Genomic DNA, 17,566 nt, shown 5'->3' with positions numbered 1-17,566 from the left:
CCTGGGCGGTCAGTCGCCGCTGACAGAGTGCGGCTCGGTTTCTATGGGCTGGGGAGTCTGCACCATACCGTCAGGCGCGGTATCGGTCAGGGAGGTGTCGTGCGCGAGAGGGCCAGCGTTGCTTTCTGCTGTGCCAATTCCGTGCGCCTCCCACTTGTCCTCGCGGCTGTTCAGACGGTGCTTGGTCGTACCGGGACGGTTGCGGCTTTCGCTGAATTCCTTGGGCTCGATGGAAATGCGCTCGCCCTCCATCAGACCAAAAATGCCACTCTGACCAGGCTCTTTGCGGTGCCAGTCCTCGGGGATCGCCATGTCGGGGCCGGTGTAGTCGGTTGGCTCGGAGTACGCGGCGATGTAGCCCTCGAAGTTGCGCAGAATGAGCTTTTCTGGGCTGTGCGACAGTACGTAGTTCGGTGCGACGGGAATCTTGCCGCCGCCACCGGGCGCGTCCACGACGTAGGTGGGGACGCTGTAACCGCTGGTGTGACCGCGCAGACTTTCCATGATCTCCAGGCCCTTGCTGACGGTGGTGCGCAGGTGGCCCGCACCGTGCACGAGATCGCACTGGTAGATGTAGTACGGACGCACACGGATCTTCACAAGTTCGCGCACCAGCTTCTGCATGATCACGGGATGGTCGTTGATGCCACGCAGCAGCACGCTCTGGTTGCCCAGGGGCACACCTGCGCGGGTCAGGCGGTCGCACGCTTCAGCCACTTCCGGCGTAATTTCACGCGGGTGGTTCACGTGAATGTTCATCCACACCGGGTGGTTTTCCGAGAGCACGTCGCACAGTTCCTGGGTCACGCGCATGGGCATGAAGACCGGGACGCGCGTGCCGATACGCACGATCTCGATGTGCTCGATCTTGCGCAGCTCGGCCAGCAGGCGGCCCAGCACCTTAGGCGCCAGGGTCAGAGGGTCGCCGCCGGAGAGCAGCACGTCACGCACCTGCGGGGTATTGCGCAGGTAGTTGAGCTGAGCCTCGTACTCGGCAGGGTTGAACGTTTCGCTGGGGTCACCCACGATGCGGCTGCGCGTGCAGTAGCGGCAGTAGCTCGCGCACTGGGTGGTCACCAGCATCAGCACACGGTCGGGGTAACGGTGCACCAGGCCGGGCACGGGGCTGTGTTTGTCCTCGGCCAGAGAATCCTCCATCATGGAGGTAAACGGCGTGAGCTCGTGGTGCGTGGGAATCACCTGACGCCGGACCGGGCAGGTGGGATCCTCGGGGTCCATCAGGCTGGCGAAGTACGGAGTGATGTCCAGGCGGAAAATACCCTCGGCGCTGGCACCCTGGCGCTCGCTGTCCGTCAGCCGGATCACTTCTTCAAGCTCGGCAACCGAATTGATGCGGTTCTTGAGTTGCCACTTCCAGTCGTACCACTGCTCATCAGGGACATCGGCCCATTTGGGGGCGCGGTAATTGCGGGGCAGCATCTGCTGGCTGCGGGTGGTGGCCTGCGGATGCAGGGCATGACGGTCAGGCATAGGGGGCCTCCAGGGGCTTGAAAATCAGGGCTCGGTAGAACGTGGTTGACTCCCCTATTGTCTTCTGACAGCCCCAGTGATTGGAATGTTCGTCACCTCCCAGGAGGTGGGGTCACGGTGCCCGCAAAGTTCTCATTTGCCACCTTACGCCTTACAATTGTTAAGATGGCTTTATCAGAGCTGTTTGAAGCCGTCCTGCAGTCAGCACCTGTAACTCACCGTTTCCACCCTTTTCCCGGGGTCCCTACTAGTGGACCGCGCCGTTCTCGTTCGAGGTCATATGAAGCAACACAGCACGCACCTGGATTCCCTGGACCACCGCATTCTGGAAGAGCTGCAGCGCGACTCGCGTCTGAGCATGCGTGAGCTGGGCCGCCGCGTCGGCCTGAGTGCACCAGCGGTGACCGAACGGGTGCGGCGCCTGGAAGATGCTGGTGTCATCCTGGGATATGGGGTGCGGGTGGCCACCAAGCCGCTGGGGCGCACCATTACCGCGTTTATCGGCGTGCAGGACTCAGGACGCAACGATCCCACGCTGGTGCGCTGGGCTACCCGCCACGACAGCGTGCTGGAGTGCCACAGCGTTACCGGCGACAACAGCTGCATCCTGAAGGTCGCCGTGCCTGACGTAGGGGAATTAGAGGGGCTGCTGGGCGAATTGATTCAGATGGGTTTCACGTGCGATACCAGTATCGTGCTCAGCACACCGCTGGAAGGCAAACTGCTGCTACCGCCACGCTGAAACAATCAGCAGAGGACCGCTTTCCTGAGGTTGGAAAGTGGTCCTCTGCTGTAGTTGCTTCTCCGGGGTGTTGCTCAGCGGCGGGTGTAGGTGGCATAGCGCTGCAACACGTCCCAGCCCTGCCCGCCGTTCATCACCTCGCGGGCAACCTCGACCCCCTCGCGGATGCTGCCCACGCGTCCCACCGTTCGCAGGGCCGCGCCCGCATTGAGCGCCACGATGTCGCGCTGGGCCGCAGTTCCCCCCCCGGTCAGGAGAGCCCGGGTGATCTCAGCGTTCTCGGCCGGTGTACCGCCCACGATGGCTTCTTTGGGGTGCTGAGACAGCCCGGCCTCCTCAGGATGAATGATCCGGTCAACCAGTTCGCCGTCCCGCAGGCCGGTCACCGTATTCGGGCCGCAGACCGTGAATTCATCCAGCCCGTCGCCGTGCACCACCGTGGCTCCCCGCGTACCCAGCAGCCGAAGCACCTCGGCCAGCACCCGCGTCAGGTGCGGGCTGTACACGCCCACCAGCAGGTGGGTGGCTCCGGCTGGATTAGCCAGCGGCCCCAGAATGTTAAATACCGTGCGGGCAGCCAGATCGGCGCGGACCGGCGCAGCATGCCGCAGCGCCGGATGGTAGTTGCGCGCAAACATGAAACCTATCCCCAGTTCGTTCACGGCGCCTGCCACAACGTCTGGAGCCGCGTCCAGGTTTACGCCCAGCATTTCCAGGACGTCCGCGCTGCCTGAGCGGCTGCTTGCGGCGCGGTTGCCGTGTTTGGCGATGGGAATCCCTGCACCAGCCAGGACAAACACGGTGGTCGTGCTGATGTTGAAGGTGTGCGCGCCGTCGCCACCGGTACCCACCACATCCAGCAGTACCTCGCGTGGGCGCACCTCCACCCGCACGGCACTCGCGCGCATCGCCTGCGCGAATCCCGCGATCTCCTCGGGGGTTTCGCCACGCACCCTCAGCGCAGCCAGGGCAGCAGCGAGCCGCGCCGGGCTCATGCCGCCTTCCATGACCTCGTGCATGAAGGCGGCGGCCTCTGCCTGCGAGAGCACTTCTCCGTTCATCAGTCGGGCATGAATCATGCCTGTTGCTCCGGGCGTGTGGACACGGTCCGATGTTCGCGCACCAGGGCCAGGAAATTACGCAGCATGTCCATGCCGGCCTGGGTCTCGATGCTTTCGGGATGGAACTGCAGACCATAGACCGGGTACTCGCGGTGGCGCAGCGCCATCACGACCTCTTCTTCGGGATCGGTGGTCCAGGCGGTGGCCTGCAGCTCCTCGGGGAGGTCACGCACCACCAGAGAGTGGTACCGGGTCACCCGGACGTCCTGTTCCAGTCCTGCAAACAGGTCCTGACCGTCATGCCGGACCGGACTGGTTTTGCCGTGAACCGGCAGCATGGCCCGGTCCACCCGCGCGCCGTAGGCCTCCCCGATGCTCTGGTGTCCCAGGCAGACGCCCAGCATGGGGACACTGGGGCCAAAAGCCCGGATCACGTCGACGCTCTGCCCGGCCTCGGCCGGCGTGCAGGGACCAGGAGACACGACAATGCCATCGGGATTCAGCGCCCGCACGTCGTCGAGTGTGAAGGCGTCGTTGCGCCAGACGGTCAGCTCGGCCCCGAGCTCACCGAGGTACTGCACGAGGTTGTAGGTAAACGAGTCGTAGTTGTCGATCAGGAGGATTCGCAGCGGGGTCATGCGGTCACCGTCATATTTGTTGTCCTTGGGCAGATGAGAAATATGCCGTGCTGCCGGGCCTGGCCCATGAGCATCACAGCCCTCCAGCGGCAAGCTCGACCGCACGCATCAGCGCGGCGGCCTTGCTGCGGGTCTCGAGTTCCTCACTGGCTGGGTCACTGTCGGCAACCACGCCTGCACCGGCCTGAATATGCAGTCTTCCGCCGGCAATCACCATCGTGCGCAGGGTCAGCGCCATGTCGAGGCTGCCGTCAAAGGCGATATAGCCGAAAGCGCCGCCGTACGGGCCGCGCCTGACCGGCTCAAGTTCGTCGATGATTTCCATGGCCCGGATCTTGGGAGCGCCGCTGACGGTTCCCATCGGCAGCACGCTGGCCAGGGCGTGAAGTGGGGTCTGACCGCTTCGAAGCTGGCCAGCAACCGTCGAAACGATGTGCATGACGTGGCTGTAGCGCTCGACGGAGAAGGCGTCCTGCACGCGCACACTGCCATAAGCGCTGACCTTCCCCAGATCGTTGCGTCCCAGGTCCACCAGCATCAGGTGCTCGGCCCGCTCCTTCTCATCGGCCAGCAGCTCGGCAGCGTTGGCGTTATCGGCCTCAGGCGTCTGCCCGCGCACCCGGGTCCCGGCAATAGGCCGCGTGATGACTTCATGCCCGTCGCTGCGCAGCAGGCTCTCAGGGCTGCTGGCCACCAGGGTCACGTCTCCCAGCGCGAGATACCCCAGGTACGGGCTGGGATTGACGCGCCGCAAGGCCCGGTACAACGCAAAGGGATGTACGGTCAGGTCTGCGCTGAAGCGCTGGCTGGGCACCACCTGAAACACGTCCCCGGCACGGATGTAGTCAAGGGCTTTCTCTACGGCAGCCATGTAGCCCTCAGGCGTGAAGTTGCTGGTGAACTCAGGGGCGGGGGCAGGCTCACGGCCCGGAACCTCAGGCAGTGGAGCCCGCAGCCTGGAGACCAGTTCACGCAGCATCGCGTCAGCCTCAGCCTTCTTTTCTGCGGTCGCCACAGCGATCAGGCGGTGCTTGAGATGGTCATAGATGACCATGCCACGCGGCGCAATAAACAGGGCGTCGGGGATATTGAGCTCGTCTGGATTCTGGTCCGGCAGCGTCTCGTAGGCGCGGATAATGTCGTAGGCAGCGAAGCCCACAGCGCCACCCACAAAAGCCGGCAGTCCCTGAGGCACCTCCACCGACCGCGCCGTCACCTGATACAGCCGCGCCAGAGGGTCGGCTTCCGGACCGCTGAACTCTCCGAATACCCCACTGCTCTGCACCTGCCCGTCCCGGTAGACGAAGGTGCCCTGCTCGCCAACGCCAATAAACGAGTAGCGCCCCAGCTTTTCACCAGCTTCGACACTTTCCAGCAAAAAGGAAACGGTTTCACCCTGAGCAACTTTCAGGTAAGCGGTCACGGGGGTGTCCAGGTCGGCATTCAGCTCCTGGACGACAATCTGGGCGTTGAGGGTCTGTGTCATGCGGCTCCCGTATGGAACAAGAAAAAGCGCCCGGTGGTCTGGAAACCACCTGGGCGCGTGCAATCAAACAAAAACAGCGCGTCACTCCCAGGCGAAGCTGGGCCACCACCACGCGCCATACACGGTCATCCTGGCGAGAATAGCGCGCAGCCCAGGAAACACTCAAGACCGGTCTAGCTGCTGCGGTGCATCCACCCTGAGCCCCATCAGAACTGCCCCCCTGGAACTCTGGCTTGTGAGCTGTCAGACAGGGTGTCCATGAGAGAATCCGGCGTCGCCTGTGGAGAGTGCCTCACAGCTGACCGTGCGGAGGCGAAAGTGCCGAAACGACTCGGCTGGCCACTGTCCCGCAGACCTGCGCCCTCAGGCCCCGGGCGCTTCCGAAACCACCGGACGGGGCTCGACGGCGTCGTCTCCGTCAGCAAGCGGAGCAAACAGCCGGTCCAGGTCGTGTGTGGTGAGCTGCGTGGCCTCGCTGAGCCCACCGTCCAGGATGCCCCGGGCCAGCGACGCCTTACGGGACTGCAGATCCAGAATGCGCTCCTCGACGCTGCCAGCAGCAATCAGCTTATACACGAACACCGGCTTGTCCTGCCCGATGCGGTAGGCGCGGTCAGTGGCCTGATCCTCGGCTGCCGGGTTCCACCAGGGATCGTAGTGAATGACCGTGTCGGCAGCTGTCAGGTTCAGGCCCACCCCACCCGCCTTGAGGGTAATCAGGAACACATGGGTTTCCCCATTCTGGAAGCGGTCGATCTGCGTCTGCCGGTCCTGGGTCTGCCCGGTGATCATGCTGTACGGAGTGCCTTCCTCACGCAGCCACTGCTCCAGATGGCTCAGCAGGGTGGCAAACCCACTGAAGATCAGCACCCGGCGGCCTTCTTCGAGCATCTGCGGCAGGTTGCCCTGCAGCCACTCGAACTTGGCGTTGCCCTGTACGTTCCGGGCGGCCTCCAGCTTGACCAGACGCGGATCGGTGACCGCCTGACGCAGCTTGAGCAGGGCGTCCAGGATGGCTATGGTGCTGCGGTTCAGGCCCCGCGCGCGCAGTTCCTCACGGACCCGGGACTCCATGGTGACGCGCACCGTTTCGTACAGGTCACGCTGGTCACCGTCAAGCGTGACCCGCACGGGGATCTCGGTCTTGGGCGGCAGTTCGCGCGCCACATCACGCTTTTCACGACGCAGGATAAAGGGGCGCACACGCGCGGCCAGGGCGGCGCGGCGGTGAGGATCGCCCCGCTTTTCAATCGGCGTGCGGTACAGGTCCCGAAAGGTTCGCTCGTCGTGCAGCAGGCCCGGCGAAAGAAAGTTGAACTGGGACCACAGCTCGCCGAGATGGTTTTCCAGAGGCGTGCCGGTGAGTGCCAGACGGTGACGCGCATCCAGGCTGCCCGCCGCTTTTGCCGCGGCCGTCTTGCTGTTCTTGATGTTCTGAGCCTCATCCAGAATCACGAAATGGTAGGCGTGTGCGCCCAGCTCGACCAGATCGCGGGGCAGGAGTGGATAGGTGGTCAGCACGATGTCTGCGTCGGGAATGCGGTCAAAGTGCTCGCGGCGGTCCTTGCCGTGCAGGGTCAGCACTTTCAGGTCCGGTGTAAAGCGGGCCGCTTCGGCGCGCCAGTTGCCGATCACGCTGGTCGGCGCGATCACCAGACTGGGCCGGTCGGCGCGACCAGCGTTCTTTTCCAGCTGCAGGTGGGCCAGGGTCTGCAGGGTCTTGCCCAGCCCCATGTCATCAGCCAGGATGCCGCCCATGCCGAGCTCGCGCAGAAACTGCAGCCAGGCCAGTCCCTGCAGCTGGTAAGGACGCATTTCGGCGTGCAACCCTTCAGGCGGCGCCACAGGCTGGATGCCCTGGAAGTCGCGCAGGCGCCGACCCAGTTCCAGCAGTTTGTCGGCGCCCACCCAGCGGGCCTGCACCGCGCCCTCGAGCTGCGCCAGCCGCGCGGCGTCCAGCAGCGGCAGCCTGAGTGGACCGTCGGGCAGGTCACGCAGGTGGAGTTCGACCAGCACGCTCAGGATGGAGCGCACCCGCCCGGCGGGCAGAGCCACACGGCGGCCGTCGCCCAGCGCCGCATACAGCGTCTCGTCATTGTCCAGTGCCTCAAGCGCCTCGGCTGTGAACAGTTCAGGCTGGCGGGCGATCAGATCGGCAAGCACGGGAATCAGGCTGACCCGTTCGCCGTCCACCACAATCCCCAGGTCCAGGGTGAACCAGCCGCCGAAGCTGTCGTCGGCCTCGCCGTACCAGTCCTCAATTTCGGCGAAGTTCAGCGGGAAGTCGGGGTGCAGGTGCAGGGTAAACCCCTGGGCTTCAAGCGCTTCGCGGCCTTCACGCATAAAGGCCATCCAGGAGTCCTCGTCGCCTAACGTCAGCAGGCTGTGGGTTTCAGGCGGCAGGCCAAAGTCTTCCTCGAATACCCGGTCCATGCGGTCAAAACCGGCATGCTGCAGTTGCTCCAGGGCGTGGCGTTCCTGGACCGGATCACGCCGCACCCGGGTCAGCACCCCAGCGCGGTACAGCGCCGGCATGTGCTCCGTGGCACCGTCGGGACCGTCGTGATTAGCATCGGGCAGCGTCAGCCCCCCGTAGGCGTGACGGAGCTCGGCAACCGGGAAGGTCCGGGTTTCGGGCCGCAGCATCCAGCGGTCACGAACATGCACGGTCATGACCCGGCCGGACAGGTGCAGCTGCGGCGTATACGGCAGCGTCTCCTCCTGAACCTGCACGGTCTGCGGCACAGGCAGCGCGGTCCCCGAAGCTGTGATGGCGTGCGCCAGGGCCGTGGCCTGGGCCGTGGTCAGCGAAGGCCCGGCCAGGAAGCGGCTGACCCTGGCGGGGGGCGCACTGGTGGTCACGCGGCACAGCGCATGGGCCTGCGGCCGCACTGCCCAGGGCCGGGTGTGCAGCGGCAGCAGCAGCGCGTCGGGTGCGTCGGGCAGCAGCAGGGTGGGAAACTGCATGCCTTTCGCGTCGCTGCCCCAGCCCAGCACCCCTTTCAGGTCAGGGCCGCGCGTCACAGGCGTATCCACCCGCTCCCAGCACAACCGACCGGTCTCCAGCAGGGTGTCGAGCAGCAGGTCAGTGGCGGGATGGTCACCCAGGGCGTGCACCGCGTCCTCCCAGCGGCCAGGGGCGTGCACGGTGGAGGTCGTCATCTCCAGGAGGGTCAGCACCTCGGCGTCACGGCGCGCGAAGGCCGGCGCGGTGGACAGGCTGCGCGGCAGGGCATATACCTCTGCAGCCCGCACATCCGGGACGTCCGATCGCAGTGGAAGGCGCAGCACCTGGATCGCCACCCGGCCCCGTGGCGCCGCGCCCTGGGCCGAGGTGCCCGGCAGCAGGCGCAGGACATAGCGCAGCTCATACTGGCGCCCGCGCGCGGAGACCGGCCCATCACTAAAGCTTTCCAGCCACTGCGAAACGCGTGCCTCCAGGGGCTCTTCTACACGCGGCGGAGCAGCCGGGGTGGCCGGCGGCGTTCCCTCTGGCGGGTCGGTGGACAGGACCAGCGCCGCCACGTGACGGCACCGGTAACGCCCGCAGGTGCAGTTGGAGCCGAGCAGCTGAGGGTCGGGAGGCGGGGTCAGCTCCACACTGGCCTGGAAGGTCTTGCCACCATCGGTGACTTCGCCCTCGGCACGCCAGCCGCCTGGGATCCAGGTGCGGGCGATCTGCTGCACCGCTTCCTGGCGTAGAGCCAGACCCTGCGCGGCAGTATTCAGCGCAAAGCCCGGTGGCAACCGGCTGAGCTTCAAACCCTCACCTGACCGTGAGGACGCGGCACGTCAGGAACAAACACGCTCTCAAGGATACCGCGCCTGAGCAAAACTTGCCCGTGCACAAGGTGAGACCTCGCCAGCTCCGGACCAGGCAGCGTCTGGCGAAAGGTCAACCCCAAGCCTGACCCTACTTACCGTACTGAATGCGCCAGACTTTACCGGCCCCGTCGTCGCTGAGCAGCAGAGCCCCGTCGCGCGCCACAGCCAGATCCACCGGACGCCCGCTGACCTGCTCGCCGCGCAGGAACCCGGTCAGGAAATCGGTGACCTTACCGGTCTTCGGGTCCACGGCTACCACCTTGTACCCGCTCTTTTCCGACCGGTTCCAGCTGCCGTGAAGCGCCGCGAACATCTGGCCCCGGTAGGCTGCTGGAAAGGTTTTTCCTGTATAGAACGCCAGGCCCAGCGGTGCGGAGTGGGCAGTCGTCAGGGCAAAGGCAGGGACGGCGGTCTTGCAAGTGGAGGCGGTCTTGCGCCCGAAGTCCCTGTCCCAGACCTGAGCCTGCCCAGCGCGAACGGTGTAGCAGTACGGCCAACCGTAAAAGCCGCCGGCGCGCAGCTTGAAGAAGCTTTCCGGCGGAATATCGTCTCCCAGCTGGTCGCGGCCGTTGTTTGTGGCGAAAAGCTGCCCGCCGAACCACTCCAGCCCCACGGCGTTGCGCAGGCCGGTGGCGTAGGGTCTGCCGTTTTTGCCGTCGGAGTCATACACCCATACGGCGGCGCGCTTAGGGTCCTCTTCCTCGCAGACATTGCAGGTGCTGCCCACCGAGACGTACATCCGGCCGTCGGGGCCGAATTCGATGGTCCGGGTGGAATGGCCCCCACCTCCTGGCAGACTGACCACCTTCTGTGGCGCGCCGCTGGCCTGACGGTCCCCGGCCTTATAGGCAAAGCGCACCACACTGTCCGTATTCGCCACGTACAGGTAGCCTCCACGGATGGCCAGCCCGTGCGGTTGATTGAGCCCCCGGGCATAAACCAGGCGGCTGTCGGCGCGGCCATCGCTGTTGCGGTCCGGCAGCAGGTACACGAGGCCAGCCGAAGTGTCGCTGAGCAGCACATCGCCATTGCTGGCAACCACCATGAAGCGTGGTTTCTCGAAGCCTTCGGCATAGGTGGTCGCGGTGAAGCCAGCAGGAAGTTTGAGCGCCGGCGCCTGAGCACCAGCAGGAACAGCAGGACCCAGGGCCAGCGCAGCAATCAGCAGGACTCTTAACATGTCCCCCATTTCAGCGTCCGGGGGTGAGAACAGGCGTCCAGGCCGGTAAAGAGACAGGCTGCGGGGCCTCAACTCTCGTATTTGTTCAGAACCTGCTCCGTGCGGGCTGTTTTGACACGGTTGACCATACGTTCGTACTCATGGCGGTCGCGCAGCGACTTGCTGAGCGTCAGGGTGCTGGCCGTCAGGAACAAGGTGCCCATGTACAGGTAACCACGAATCCACCAGTCCACCGGCAGGTAATAGATGCCAACCAGCATAAGCGTCATGCTCACGGTGAACGCGATCCAGATAAAGCTCATCCAGGCGGGTGAATCTCCAATCAGGTCCGGGTTGGTGTACTGGGTCATACGGTAGCCTCCCTGTCTGCGGCGTGAATGCCGCGAGTGTAAGCCAGCGCTGTCAATAATCATGTCAGAAATGCGCAGAAGCTGCTGCGAGTTCAGAAGCCGCGAAGCGCCTGAAAAATGAACGCCATTGCGCCTGTGAGCACCACGATCACAGCTAAACCCTGCAGGAAGGTCAGACCGACCCAGGCAAAACTCCTGGCACGCTGCGGAAACGAGTCCTGAAACCACACGGCAAGTGCAGCGTGCATCAGCAGCAGCGGCGGGAACATCAGGGTGCAGATCAGAAGGAGAAGCCGCTGATGTGCGGTCAGCGGCGCATCGTGGGGCGGAAACATACCCAGGGGTACGAGTCTCTCAAGTGTCCCGTTCCACGAAGTCAAACCGGGCGCCCAGCGAGTGCAGATGCGCAAAGAACTGCGGGTAGCTCTTGCGGATGTGATGCGCGCCGGTAATCCGGACGGGCGCCTCAGCGCGCAGGCCCAGCAGGGTCAGCAGCATGATCATGCGGTGGTCGCCGTGCCCGTCGGCCGTGACTCCGCCGGCAATCTGAGCTGCGCCCGTCACGCTGAGGCTGTCTTCGGTCTCGCGGGCCTGAAGGCCCAGGCGCTCAAGTTCCCGGCGGGTGTCGGAAATGCGGTCGCATTCCTTGAGGCGCAGGGTATAGACGTTGTGCCAGGTGGTGGTTCCTTCAGCCAGCGCCGCCGCCGCCGTCAGGGCCTGCACCGCGTCGGTAAATCCGTCGCCGTCGCGGTTCACGGCCCGCAGGGTCTGGCCTCCCCGAACAATCAGCGTGTCACCTTCGCGGTGAATGTCCGCGCCCATCTCACGCAGGACATCCACGGCTTCCCGTTCTCCCTGCAGGTCGTTCTCCCGCAGGTTCGACAGCCGGACCTCGCCAGGAAGGAGCGCCGCGGCGGCCAGCAGCGCAGCCGAACCGGGGTAGTCGCCCGGCACCAAAACCCGGCCGGGCTGGTAGCGCTGCCCTCCGGGAATCTGCACGCGGCTCAGGTCGTCGCTGGCGCTGGCACGTATCCCGAAGGCCGCCAGGGTATCGAGCGTCTGACGCAGCGGCGCGTGGCTTTTGATCTGTCCGGTGAGGCGCAGGTCCAGTCCGCCGGGCAGCAGCGGCGCCAGGAACATCAGGGCGCTGGCGTACTGGCTGCTGCGCTCGGCACTGACCTCGACCACGCCGCCGCGCACCGGGCCAGAAATGGTGACGGGCAGGCGGCCTTCGTTGCTGCTCACGCGGGCACCCAGGCGCTCCAGGGCTTCGAGCAGGTCCCCCTGAGGCCGGCGTCCCAGGGAGTCAGGGTGGTCGGTCACAAGGGTGGTGTCACGGGTCAGGGCCGCGACTCCCATCAGGAAGCGCGCCACGGCGCCCGCATTGCCTGGGTTGAGGGTGACGCCCGCGCGGGGCGCTGCCCCGAACCCGCGGATCACCACATCGTCCCCGATGTGCTCGATGCCCGCTCCCCAGTCCGTCAGGCAGCGCAGCATGGCGTGAGCGTCCTCGCTGGTCGCCACCCCGACCACCCGGGTCTCTCCTTCGGCCAGGGCAGCGGCCAGCAGGTAACGGGTGGTGTAGTTCTTGCTGGGCTGAGCCCGCACGTCTCCGCGCAGTTCGCGCACGGGGTGCACCACCACGTCAAACTGTTCTGGAAGGGTCAGGTGATCCAGCAGGGCGCCCTCGTTCATACCCGCAAGGCTATCCGCCCACATACCCTGGAGGCTGATACCGGTCTAGCGCTGCTCGTCGGAGTCTGGCAGGGCAGCCGCCTGAGCGGCATGCATCTGAGTGATATACGCCACAGACTGGCCCCGTGGAATGCTGAGCGTCTGCCACTGGTCGCCGCGCAGGGTCTTGACGATCAGCACCAGCTGGTAGACATGCCCGCTGTAGTGCGCCACCTGCCGCTGAACGGCCGAAAGCACGGTGTGCGGTTCACCACGGATCGTCAACGTGCGCGTCAGGTCCTCCGGAGTCAGGTGGTCCAGGGTGTCCAGAAAGACGGCCCAGCCGTCGTCCCAGCGGGCCTGCAGCTCGGCTGGAGCCAGCCCGCTTTCCTCGAACTCCGAGTCCCGGTCCCGGCTGGCTGGCTCGCCCTCATAATCCGGGCGGTACCCTCCGCGCAGGCCTCCCCAGCGGGCATGCATATTGCCGGACAGATGCTGGACAAGCACCGCTGCCGAGTTGCCTCCGCCGGCCAGGGACCGGTGCCAGCCGGCATCGTCCAACTGGCTCAGCGCGCGGTCACCCAGGCGCCTGACTTCCGCCATCCGCTCACGGACATCGCTCAGGTAGAGCTCGGCAACAGCCTTCACGGCTTGACCCGGTACTGCTTGTCGCCCTCGACCTTCAGCAGGGCCGTGACCTGTCCGTTCTTGACCATCACCATGCACGACACGACGCCGCCCGGCATTGGCTTATTTAACACGTCGGCACAGGGACGGGTGAAGTTGGTGCCGGGTGCCGGCCGGGTCGCCTGCACGGCGCGGGCCGCAGCCTGACCGTAATCGCGCATCCCCCGGCCCATGACGCTCAGGGTGGCCACCAGGATGCCGATGGCTGCGACAAAGCCCACCACGATCCACATGAAGGTGCGCATGGCCCGGCTACGCTCCTCGGGGGTGACGACGCGTGGCTGGGGAACGCCGGAGGGCTTGCTCATGAGCGCAGGCTAGCGCCTTGAATGGCCGGAACCCGGGCAGGAAAGTCCCGTCGGGTAGACTGCCTGCCATGAGCAAGGTCATCATTATCGGAGCGGGCGGCGTGGCCAACGTCGTGGCCAAGAAGTGCGCCCAGAACGACACGGTGTTCAGCGAAGTGCTGATCGCCACCCGGACGGTCAGCAAGGCCGACAAGATCGTCGCAGAAATCGCGCAGCACATGCCCGGCAGCAAAACCGTATTCAGCACCGCCACGGTAGATGCCGACAACGTGCCGGAACTGGTCGAGCTGATCCGTGGCTTCGGTCCGGTCATGGTCATCAATGTGGCCCTGCCCTACCAGGACCTGACCATCATGGACGCCTGCCTGGAAACCGGCGTGCATTACCTGGACACCGCCAACTACGAGCCCAAGGAAGTCGCCAAGTTCGAGTACTCCTGGCAGTGGGCCTACCAGGACCGCTTCCAGGAAAAGGGCCTGATGGCGCTGCTGGGCTGCGGCTTCGACCCGGGCGCCACGCAGGCGTTTACCGCCTACCACGCCAAGCATCACTTCCAGGAGATTCACTACCTGGACATCGTGGACTGCAACAACGGCAGCCACGGCAAGGCCTTCGCCACCAACTTCAACCCCGAAATCAACATCCGCGAGATCACCGCCAACGGCCGCTACTGGGAAAACGGCCAGTGGGTCGAAACCCAGCCGCTCGAAATTTCTCAGGACATCTACTATCCCAAGGTTGCCACGCGCAAAAGCTTTGTCCTGTACCACGAGGAACTCGAATCGCTGGTCAAGCACTTCCCGACCATCAAGCGCGCGCGTTTCTGGATGACCTTCGGTGAAGCGTACATCAAGCACCTCAATGTGCTTGAGGGGATCGGCATGACGTCCATCGAGCCGATCGACTTCCGTGGGCAGAAGATTGCGCCGATCGAGTTCCTCAAGGCCGTGCTGCCCGCGCCCGAGTCGCTGGCCGAGAACTACACCGGCCAGACCTGCATCGGCGTGCAGGCCAAGGGCATCGGCAAGGACGGCCAGCCGAAAGTGCACTTTGTCTACAACGTCAAGGATCACGCCGAGTGCTACCGCGAGGTGCAGGCCCAGGGCGTGAGCTACACGACAGGCGTGCCCGCCATGATCGGCGCCATGCTGATGCTGAAGGGAGTCTGGATGAAGCCTGGCGTATGGAACGTCGAGCAGCTTGACCCCGATCCCTTTATCGAAGCCATGAACACCTGGGGGCTGCCGGTGGACGAGCTCGCCGGAATCGAACTGGTCAAGGACTGAGCGTGCATTACCTGCTGTTCTACCGTGACCTCGTGCCAGATTACGTCACGCGCCGCGAAACACTGCGTGGAATGCACCTCGCGCACGCCCAGGCTGCCACAGAGCGCGGCGAACTGGTGCTGGGCGGTGCCCTGGCCGATCCGGCAGACGGGGCCGTACTGCTGTTTCAGGGTGACAGCCCCGCCGCTGCGGAAACATTCGCCCGCACCGACCCGTATGTCCTGAACGGCCTGATCGGCCGCTGGGAAGTCCGCCGCTGGCACACGGTTGCTGGCGCGGCCGCCGCTCACACCCCCTGAGCGTCAAGTCAGCGGAACGTGCAGGCCGGACAATAGCGTCCGGCCTGCACCTTTATGCCCGTGGAACATTAAGTGAGATTACTCCAGTGCGTCCAGGCGGCCCCAGCCCCATTTCAGGCTCAGCCAGGTGCCTGCAGCGGTCACCAGCAGCAATCCCAGCAGGCCCAGCACGCCTTCGGGAGTACCCAGCGCGGCAAATCCGGGGTACAGGTCCGGACGGAGAACGCTGGCGGCAGCGGGCCTTGCAAGCAGCAGCAGGCACAGCACCGAGTACATCAGACTCAGGCCCATAAAGGCCAGCCCGCCTGGACTGACGCCGATCTCGGCGGGGTTGTCGGCCTCGAACCGGGGAGCGGCTGCGCCCAGGCTGACTCCCAGCGCGGTAATCACCAGTGCGTTGCTGACACTGACCAGACCGCTGAGCAGCAGCAGGGTCGGCCCAAGGTTCATGCTGCGCGCGCTGACCAGGGCCATAACAAGTCCCAGGATCAGTGTGACCGGCAGCACGCCCAGAAATTTACTCAGGACAATCTGACGTGGGCTGACCGGCGCGGTACGCAGCAGCCAGTACGCGCGGGCCTCGGTGCTGACAGCTGGGAAGGCCAGCCGGACCGCGACGCCCGCGATGATGAACCCCTGAAAAGCGAGCTGCACATACCCCAGGATTCCCCGGAACTGCGGCACAGGAATGGGCACCGCCTGCACACTGACCAGATACACGCCGCCTAATGCCACAACCACCAGCAGCTGACTCCACTGGGTGGGGTCGCGCAGCGTGACCCTCAGGTCCTTGAACGCCAGACTTCCGCCCGCACCAAACCGGCTGAACAGGTGCTCAGGTGCGCCTGCACGGCGGGCAGTGGGGTCCAGTCGAGGCCGGCTGCTGTCCAGTGCCCGTGCCCAGCCCTCCTGATAGGCGCGCGTAGCCAGCAGAGTGGCGGCCAGCAGCAGGACAGCGGTTAGCACCACCAGAGGCAACAGGGACCAGGTGAGGGTGCCGTGGGCAGCCTGCCAGATCCCCTGGGCGGCCCAGGCTGGAGGCAGAAGCGGACTTGTCGGCCTGGCGAACGACCGCAACAGGGCCTCGAACCGCTCGGGGTCCTGGGCCTGCTGCACGATCAGCTCGGGACGCACGGCACGAATGGCATACACCAGCCCGGCACTGATCAGGACCCCGAGGGCCGTGCTGACCTCCCGCACCCGGCCGACCGGCGCCACACGCATGAGCAGCACCGCCAGCAGGGCACCCAGACCCACGGGCGCGGCAAAGGTCAGGAATGCTGCCAGGGCCATGACCGGGTAGGCCCAGATGGGCGCCTGGAAAAATGCTCCTACTGTCAAGATCAGCGGCAGGATCAGACACAATGGCACCACGGCCGTATTCAGAAAGGTCTCAAAGACCTTCAGAGCAAAGACCCGCCAGGTCGGCAGCGGCTGGGTCAGCAGAAAGTTCAGGTCGTCGCTGAGATACAGCGTCTGAATGGCCGCCGTGGTGGCACTGAAGGTCACGCCGCTGCACAGTGTGATCAGGCCGATTTCCAGGACGCGGGCGAACACATTCGTGCCGATATCTCCAAAGCGGGCCAGAAACACCAGCGCGCGCCAGCTGCCGTACACCTCTCCCCACACCAGCAGCACCGCAAGGAACGTGACCACCAGCAGCCCGGCCCGCGGTGCTTTCCGGAGGGCATGGCGAAGTGCGGTGGCTTTCAACCGGAGCAGGCTGGCAGGCGTGGCTGGAGCGTGGGACTGCACTGTCATGGGCTGACGGTCTCGGCGCGCCGGGCCTCCTCCGCCTGCTCTTCTTCGATCAGGCGAAAGAAAATCCGTTCCAGGCTGTCGCCATGAACTCCGCCGGCCTCGGTGCCAGTGTGGGCGTGCAGTTCATCCATGGTGCCCTGACCCAGCACGCGGCCACGGTCCAGGACGACCAGACGGTCACACACGGCCTCGGCCACCGGCAGGCTGTGGGTGGTCAGCAGCACCGTGCGGCCCCGGTCGGCGTGACCCCGCAGGAGTTCACGCACCTGCCGGGCAGCGTGAGGGTCCAGACCAACCATCGGCTCGTCCACGATCAGCACTGGCGGGTCGGGCAGCAGCGCAGCAACGATGGCGACCTTCTGACGCATGCCGTGCGAGTAGGTTTCAAGCAGTTCGTTGCCAAAGTCGGTCAGCCGGAAGAAGGAAAGCCAGCGGTCTATTTCGGCTTCAGCGCCGGGAACCCGGTACAGCTGCGCGACAAAGCGCAGCAACTCGCGCGCGGTCAGCTTGCCGTACAGGTAGGGCCGGTCGGGGATATAGCCGAAGGCGGCCTTGGCCTTCACCGGCTCCCGCCAGACGTCGTGACCCTGCACGCGCACGGTCCCCTCGGTGGGGCGGGTCAGGCCGACCAGAGCGCGGATGGTGGTGGTCTTCCCTGCCCCGTTACTTCCCAGCAGGCCAAACACCATGCCGGGCGGCACACTGAAACTCAGGTTGCTGACCGCCTCGTGCCGTCCATAGCGTTTGGTGTACCTGCTGACCTCGATCATTGAGTCGC

At 65.1% G+C, this 17,566-nt stretch carries 16 protein-coding genes; 3 read left to right on the top strand and 13 right to left on the bottom strand.

Annotation, left to right across the window (positions count from 1 at the left end; translation table 11 throughout):
• Positions 1 to 9: 9 nt before the first annotated feature.
• On the bottom strand, positions 10 to 1,491 hold the full coding sequence (gene kamA, locus DEIDE_RS05195) for a lysine 2,3-aminomutase (RefSeq protein WP_012692902.1): 1,482 nt from the start codon (positions 1,489 to 1,491) through the stop codon (positions 10 to 12).
• A 280-nt stretch (positions 1,492 to 1,771) separates the two neighbouring features.
• On the opposite strand from kamA, the gene DEIDE_RS05190 reads away from it, so the two are divergent.
• Entirely contained in the window at positions 1,772 to 2,233 is a 462-nt protein-coding gene (locus DEIDE_RS05190; RefSeq protein WP_012692901.1) for an Lrp/AsnC family transcriptional regulator, read from the top strand.
• A 74-nt stretch (positions 2,234 to 2,307) separates the two neighbouring features.
• On the opposite strand, the gene trpD is transcribed toward DEIDE_RS05190, so the two are convergent.
• The 10 genes from trpD to DEIDE_RS05140 form a co-directional block, all read right to left on the bottom strand.
• Entirely contained in the window at positions 2,308 to 3,312 is a 1,005-nt protein-coding gene (trpD, locus tag DEIDE_RS05185; protein ID WP_012692900.1) for an anthranilate phosphoribosyltransferase, read from the bottom strand.
• Entirely contained in the window at positions 3,309 to 3,932 is a 624-nt protein-coding gene (locus tag DEIDE_RS05180) for an anthranilate synthase component II (protein ID WP_012692899.1), read from the bottom strand. Before DEIDE_RS05180 ends, trpD begins: the two co-directional genes overlap by 4 nt.
• A gap of 73 nt (positions 3,933 to 4,005) precedes the next feature.
• Positions 4,006 to 5,418 (bottom strand): anthranilate synthase component I, encoded by a 1,413-nt coding sequence (trpE, locus tag DEIDE_RS05175; RefSeq protein ID WP_012692898.1) that lies wholly within the window; start codon positions 5,416 to 5,418, stop codon positions 4,006 to 4,008.
• Between the two features lie 363 nt (positions 5,419 to 5,781).
• Positions 5,782 to 9,180 carry a DEAD/DEAH box helicase gene (locus tag DEIDE_RS05170; protein ID WP_012692897.1) on the bottom strand — a complete coding sequence of 1,133 codons (3,399 nt, stop codon included), beginning with the start codon at positions 9,178 to 9,180 and terminating at the stop codon, positions 5,782 to 5,784.
• Between the two features lie 151 nt (positions 9,181 to 9,331).
• A complete protein-coding gene (locus tag DEIDE_RS05165) occupies positions 9,332 to 10,423 on the bottom strand; it encodes a PQQ-dependent sugar dehydrogenase (RefSeq protein WP_012692896.1) in 1,092 nt (363 codons plus the stop codon).
• A 68-nt stretch (positions 10,424 to 10,491) separates the two neighbouring features.
• Entirely contained in the window at positions 10,492 to 10,773 is a 282-nt protein-coding gene (locus DEIDE_RS05160; RefSeq protein ID WP_012692895.1) for a YiaA/YiaB family inner membrane protein, read from the bottom strand.
• A gap of 92 nt (positions 10,774 to 10,865) precedes the next feature.
• Positions 10,866 to 11,108, bottom strand: a complete 243-nt coding sequence (locus DEIDE_RS05155; protein ID WP_012692894.1) for a hypothetical protein — start codon at positions 11,106 to 11,108, stop codon at positions 10,866 to 10,868.
• 19 nt (positions 11,109 to 11,127) lie between these two features.
• Positions 11,128 to 12,468 carry a 3-phosphoshikimate 1-carboxyvinyltransferase gene (aroA, locus tag DEIDE_RS05150; protein WP_012692893.1) on the bottom strand — a complete coding sequence of 447 codons (1,341 nt, stop codon included), beginning with the start codon at positions 12,466 to 12,468 and terminating at the stop codon, positions 11,128 to 11,130.
• A gap of 45 nt (positions 12,469 to 12,513) precedes the next feature.
• Positions 12,514 to 13,095 (bottom strand): DUF1572 family protein, encoded by a 582-nt coding sequence (locus tag DEIDE_RS05145; RefSeq protein WP_012692892.1) that lies wholly within the window; start codon positions 13,093 to 13,095, stop codon positions 12,514 to 12,516.
• On the bottom strand, positions 13,092 to 13,442 hold the full coding sequence (locus DEIDE_RS05140; RefSeq protein ID WP_012692891.1) for a hypothetical protein: 351 nt from the start codon (positions 13,440 to 13,442) through the stop codon (positions 13,092 to 13,094). The genes DEIDE_RS05145 and DEIDE_RS05140 overlap by 4 nt, the downstream gene beginning before the upstream one ends.
• 68 nt (positions 13,443 to 13,510) lie before the next feature.
• On the opposite strand from DEIDE_RS05140, the gene DEIDE_RS05135 reads away from it, so the two are divergent.
• Both DEIDE_RS05135 and DEIDE_RS05130 read left to right on the top strand, forming a co-directional pair.
• Complete coding sequence (locus tag DEIDE_RS05135) at positions 13,511 to 14,728, top strand: saccharopine dehydrogenase family protein (RefSeq protein ID WP_012692890.1); 1,218 nt, start codon at positions 13,511 to 13,513, stop codon at positions 14,726 to 14,728.
• A gap of 2 nt (positions 14,729 to 14,730) precedes the next feature.
• Positions 14,731 to 15,027, top strand: coding sequence for a YciI-like protein (locus DEIDE_RS05130; RefSeq protein WP_012692889.1), 297 nt, complete (start codon positions 14,731 to 14,733; stop codon positions 15,025 to 15,027).
• A 78-nt stretch (positions 15,028 to 15,105) separates the two neighbouring features.
• Here the strand turns inward: DEIDE_RS05130 and DEIDE_RS05125 are convergent, their stop codons facing one another.
• Together DEIDE_RS05125 and DEIDE_RS05120 are read right to left on the bottom strand one after the other, a co-directional pair.
• On the bottom strand, positions 15,106 to 16,788 hold the full coding sequence (locus tag DEIDE_RS05125; protein ID WP_012692888.1) for a putative ABC transporter permease subunit: 1,683 nt from the start codon (positions 16,786 to 16,788) through the stop codon (positions 15,106 to 15,108).
• Positions 16,785 to 17,558 carry an ABC transporter ATP-binding protein gene (locus tag DEIDE_RS05120; RefSeq protein WP_012692887.1) on the bottom strand — a complete coding sequence of 258 codons (774 nt, stop codon included), beginning with the start codon at positions 17,556 to 17,558 and terminating at the stop codon, positions 16,785 to 16,787. Before DEIDE_RS05120 ends, DEIDE_RS05125 begins: the two co-directional genes overlap by 4 nt.
• Between the last annotated feature and the right edge of the window lie 8 nt (positions 17,559 to 17,566).

Origin of the sequence: Deinococcus deserti VCD115, from assembly GCF_000020685.1 — a bacterium.
GTDB classification, from domain to species: domain Bacteria; phylum Deinococcota; class Deinococci; order Deinococcales; family Deinococcaceae; genus Deinococcus; species Deinococcus deserti.
This window is presented reverse-complemented; position numbering and strand designations above follow the sequence as displayed.

What these genes read in the sequence shown, in the direction of transcription:
- kamA (WP_012692902.1), bottom strand. Translation starts at nt 1,491, where the DNA reads ATGCCTGACCGTCATGCCCTGCATCCGCAGGCCACCACCCGCAGCCAG.
- DEIDE_RS05190 (WP_012692901.1), top strand. Translation starts at nt 1,772, where the DNA reads ATGAAGCAACACAGCACGCACCTGGATTCCCTGGACCACCGCATTCTG.
- trpD (WP_012692900.1), bottom strand. Translation starts at nt 3,312, where the DNA reads ATGATTCATGCCCGACTGATGAACGGAGAAGTGCTCTCGCAGGCAGAG.
- DEIDE_RS05180 (WP_012692899.1), bottom strand. Translation starts at nt 3,932, where the DNA reads ATGACCCCGCTGCGAATCCTCCTGATCGACAACTACGACTCGTTTACC.
- trpE (WP_012692898.1), bottom strand. Translation starts at nt 5,418, where the DNA reads ATGACACAGACCCTCAACGCCCAGATTGTCGTCCAGGAGCTGAATGCC.
- DEIDE_RS05165 (WP_012692896.1), bottom strand. Translation starts at nt 10,423, where the DNA reads ATGTTAAGAGTCCTGCTGATTGCTGCGCTGGCCCTGGGTCCTGCTGTT.
- DEIDE_RS05160 (WP_012692895.1), bottom strand. Translation starts at nt 10,773, where the DNA reads ATGACCCAGTACACCAACCCGGACCTGATTGGAGATTCACCCGCCTGG.
- DEIDE_RS05155 (WP_012692894.1), bottom strand. Translation starts at nt 11,108, where the DNA reads ATGTTTCCGCCCCACGATGCGCCGCTGACCGCACATCAGCGGCTTCTC.
- aroA (WP_012692893.1), bottom strand. Translation starts at nt 12,468, where the DNA reads ATGAACGAGGGCGCCCTGCTGGATCACCTGACCCTTCCAGAACAGTTT.
- DEIDE_RS05140 (WP_012692891.1), bottom strand. Translation starts at nt 13,442, where the DNA reads ATGAGCAAGCCCTCCGGCGTTCCCCAGCCACGCGTCGTCACCCCCGAG.
- DEIDE_RS05135 (WP_012692890.1), top strand. Translation starts at nt 13,511, where the DNA reads ATGAGCAAGGTCATCATTATCGGAGCGGGCGGCGTGGCCAACGTCGTG.
- DEIDE_RS05125 (WP_012692888.1), bottom strand. Translation starts at nt 16,788, where the DNA reads ATGACAGTGCAGTCCCACGCTCCAGCCACGCCTGCCAGCCTGCTCCGG.
- DEIDE_RS05120 (WP_012692887.1), bottom strand. Translation starts at nt 17,558, where the DNA reads ATGATCGAGGTCAGCAGGTACACCAAACGCTATGGACGGCACGAGGCG.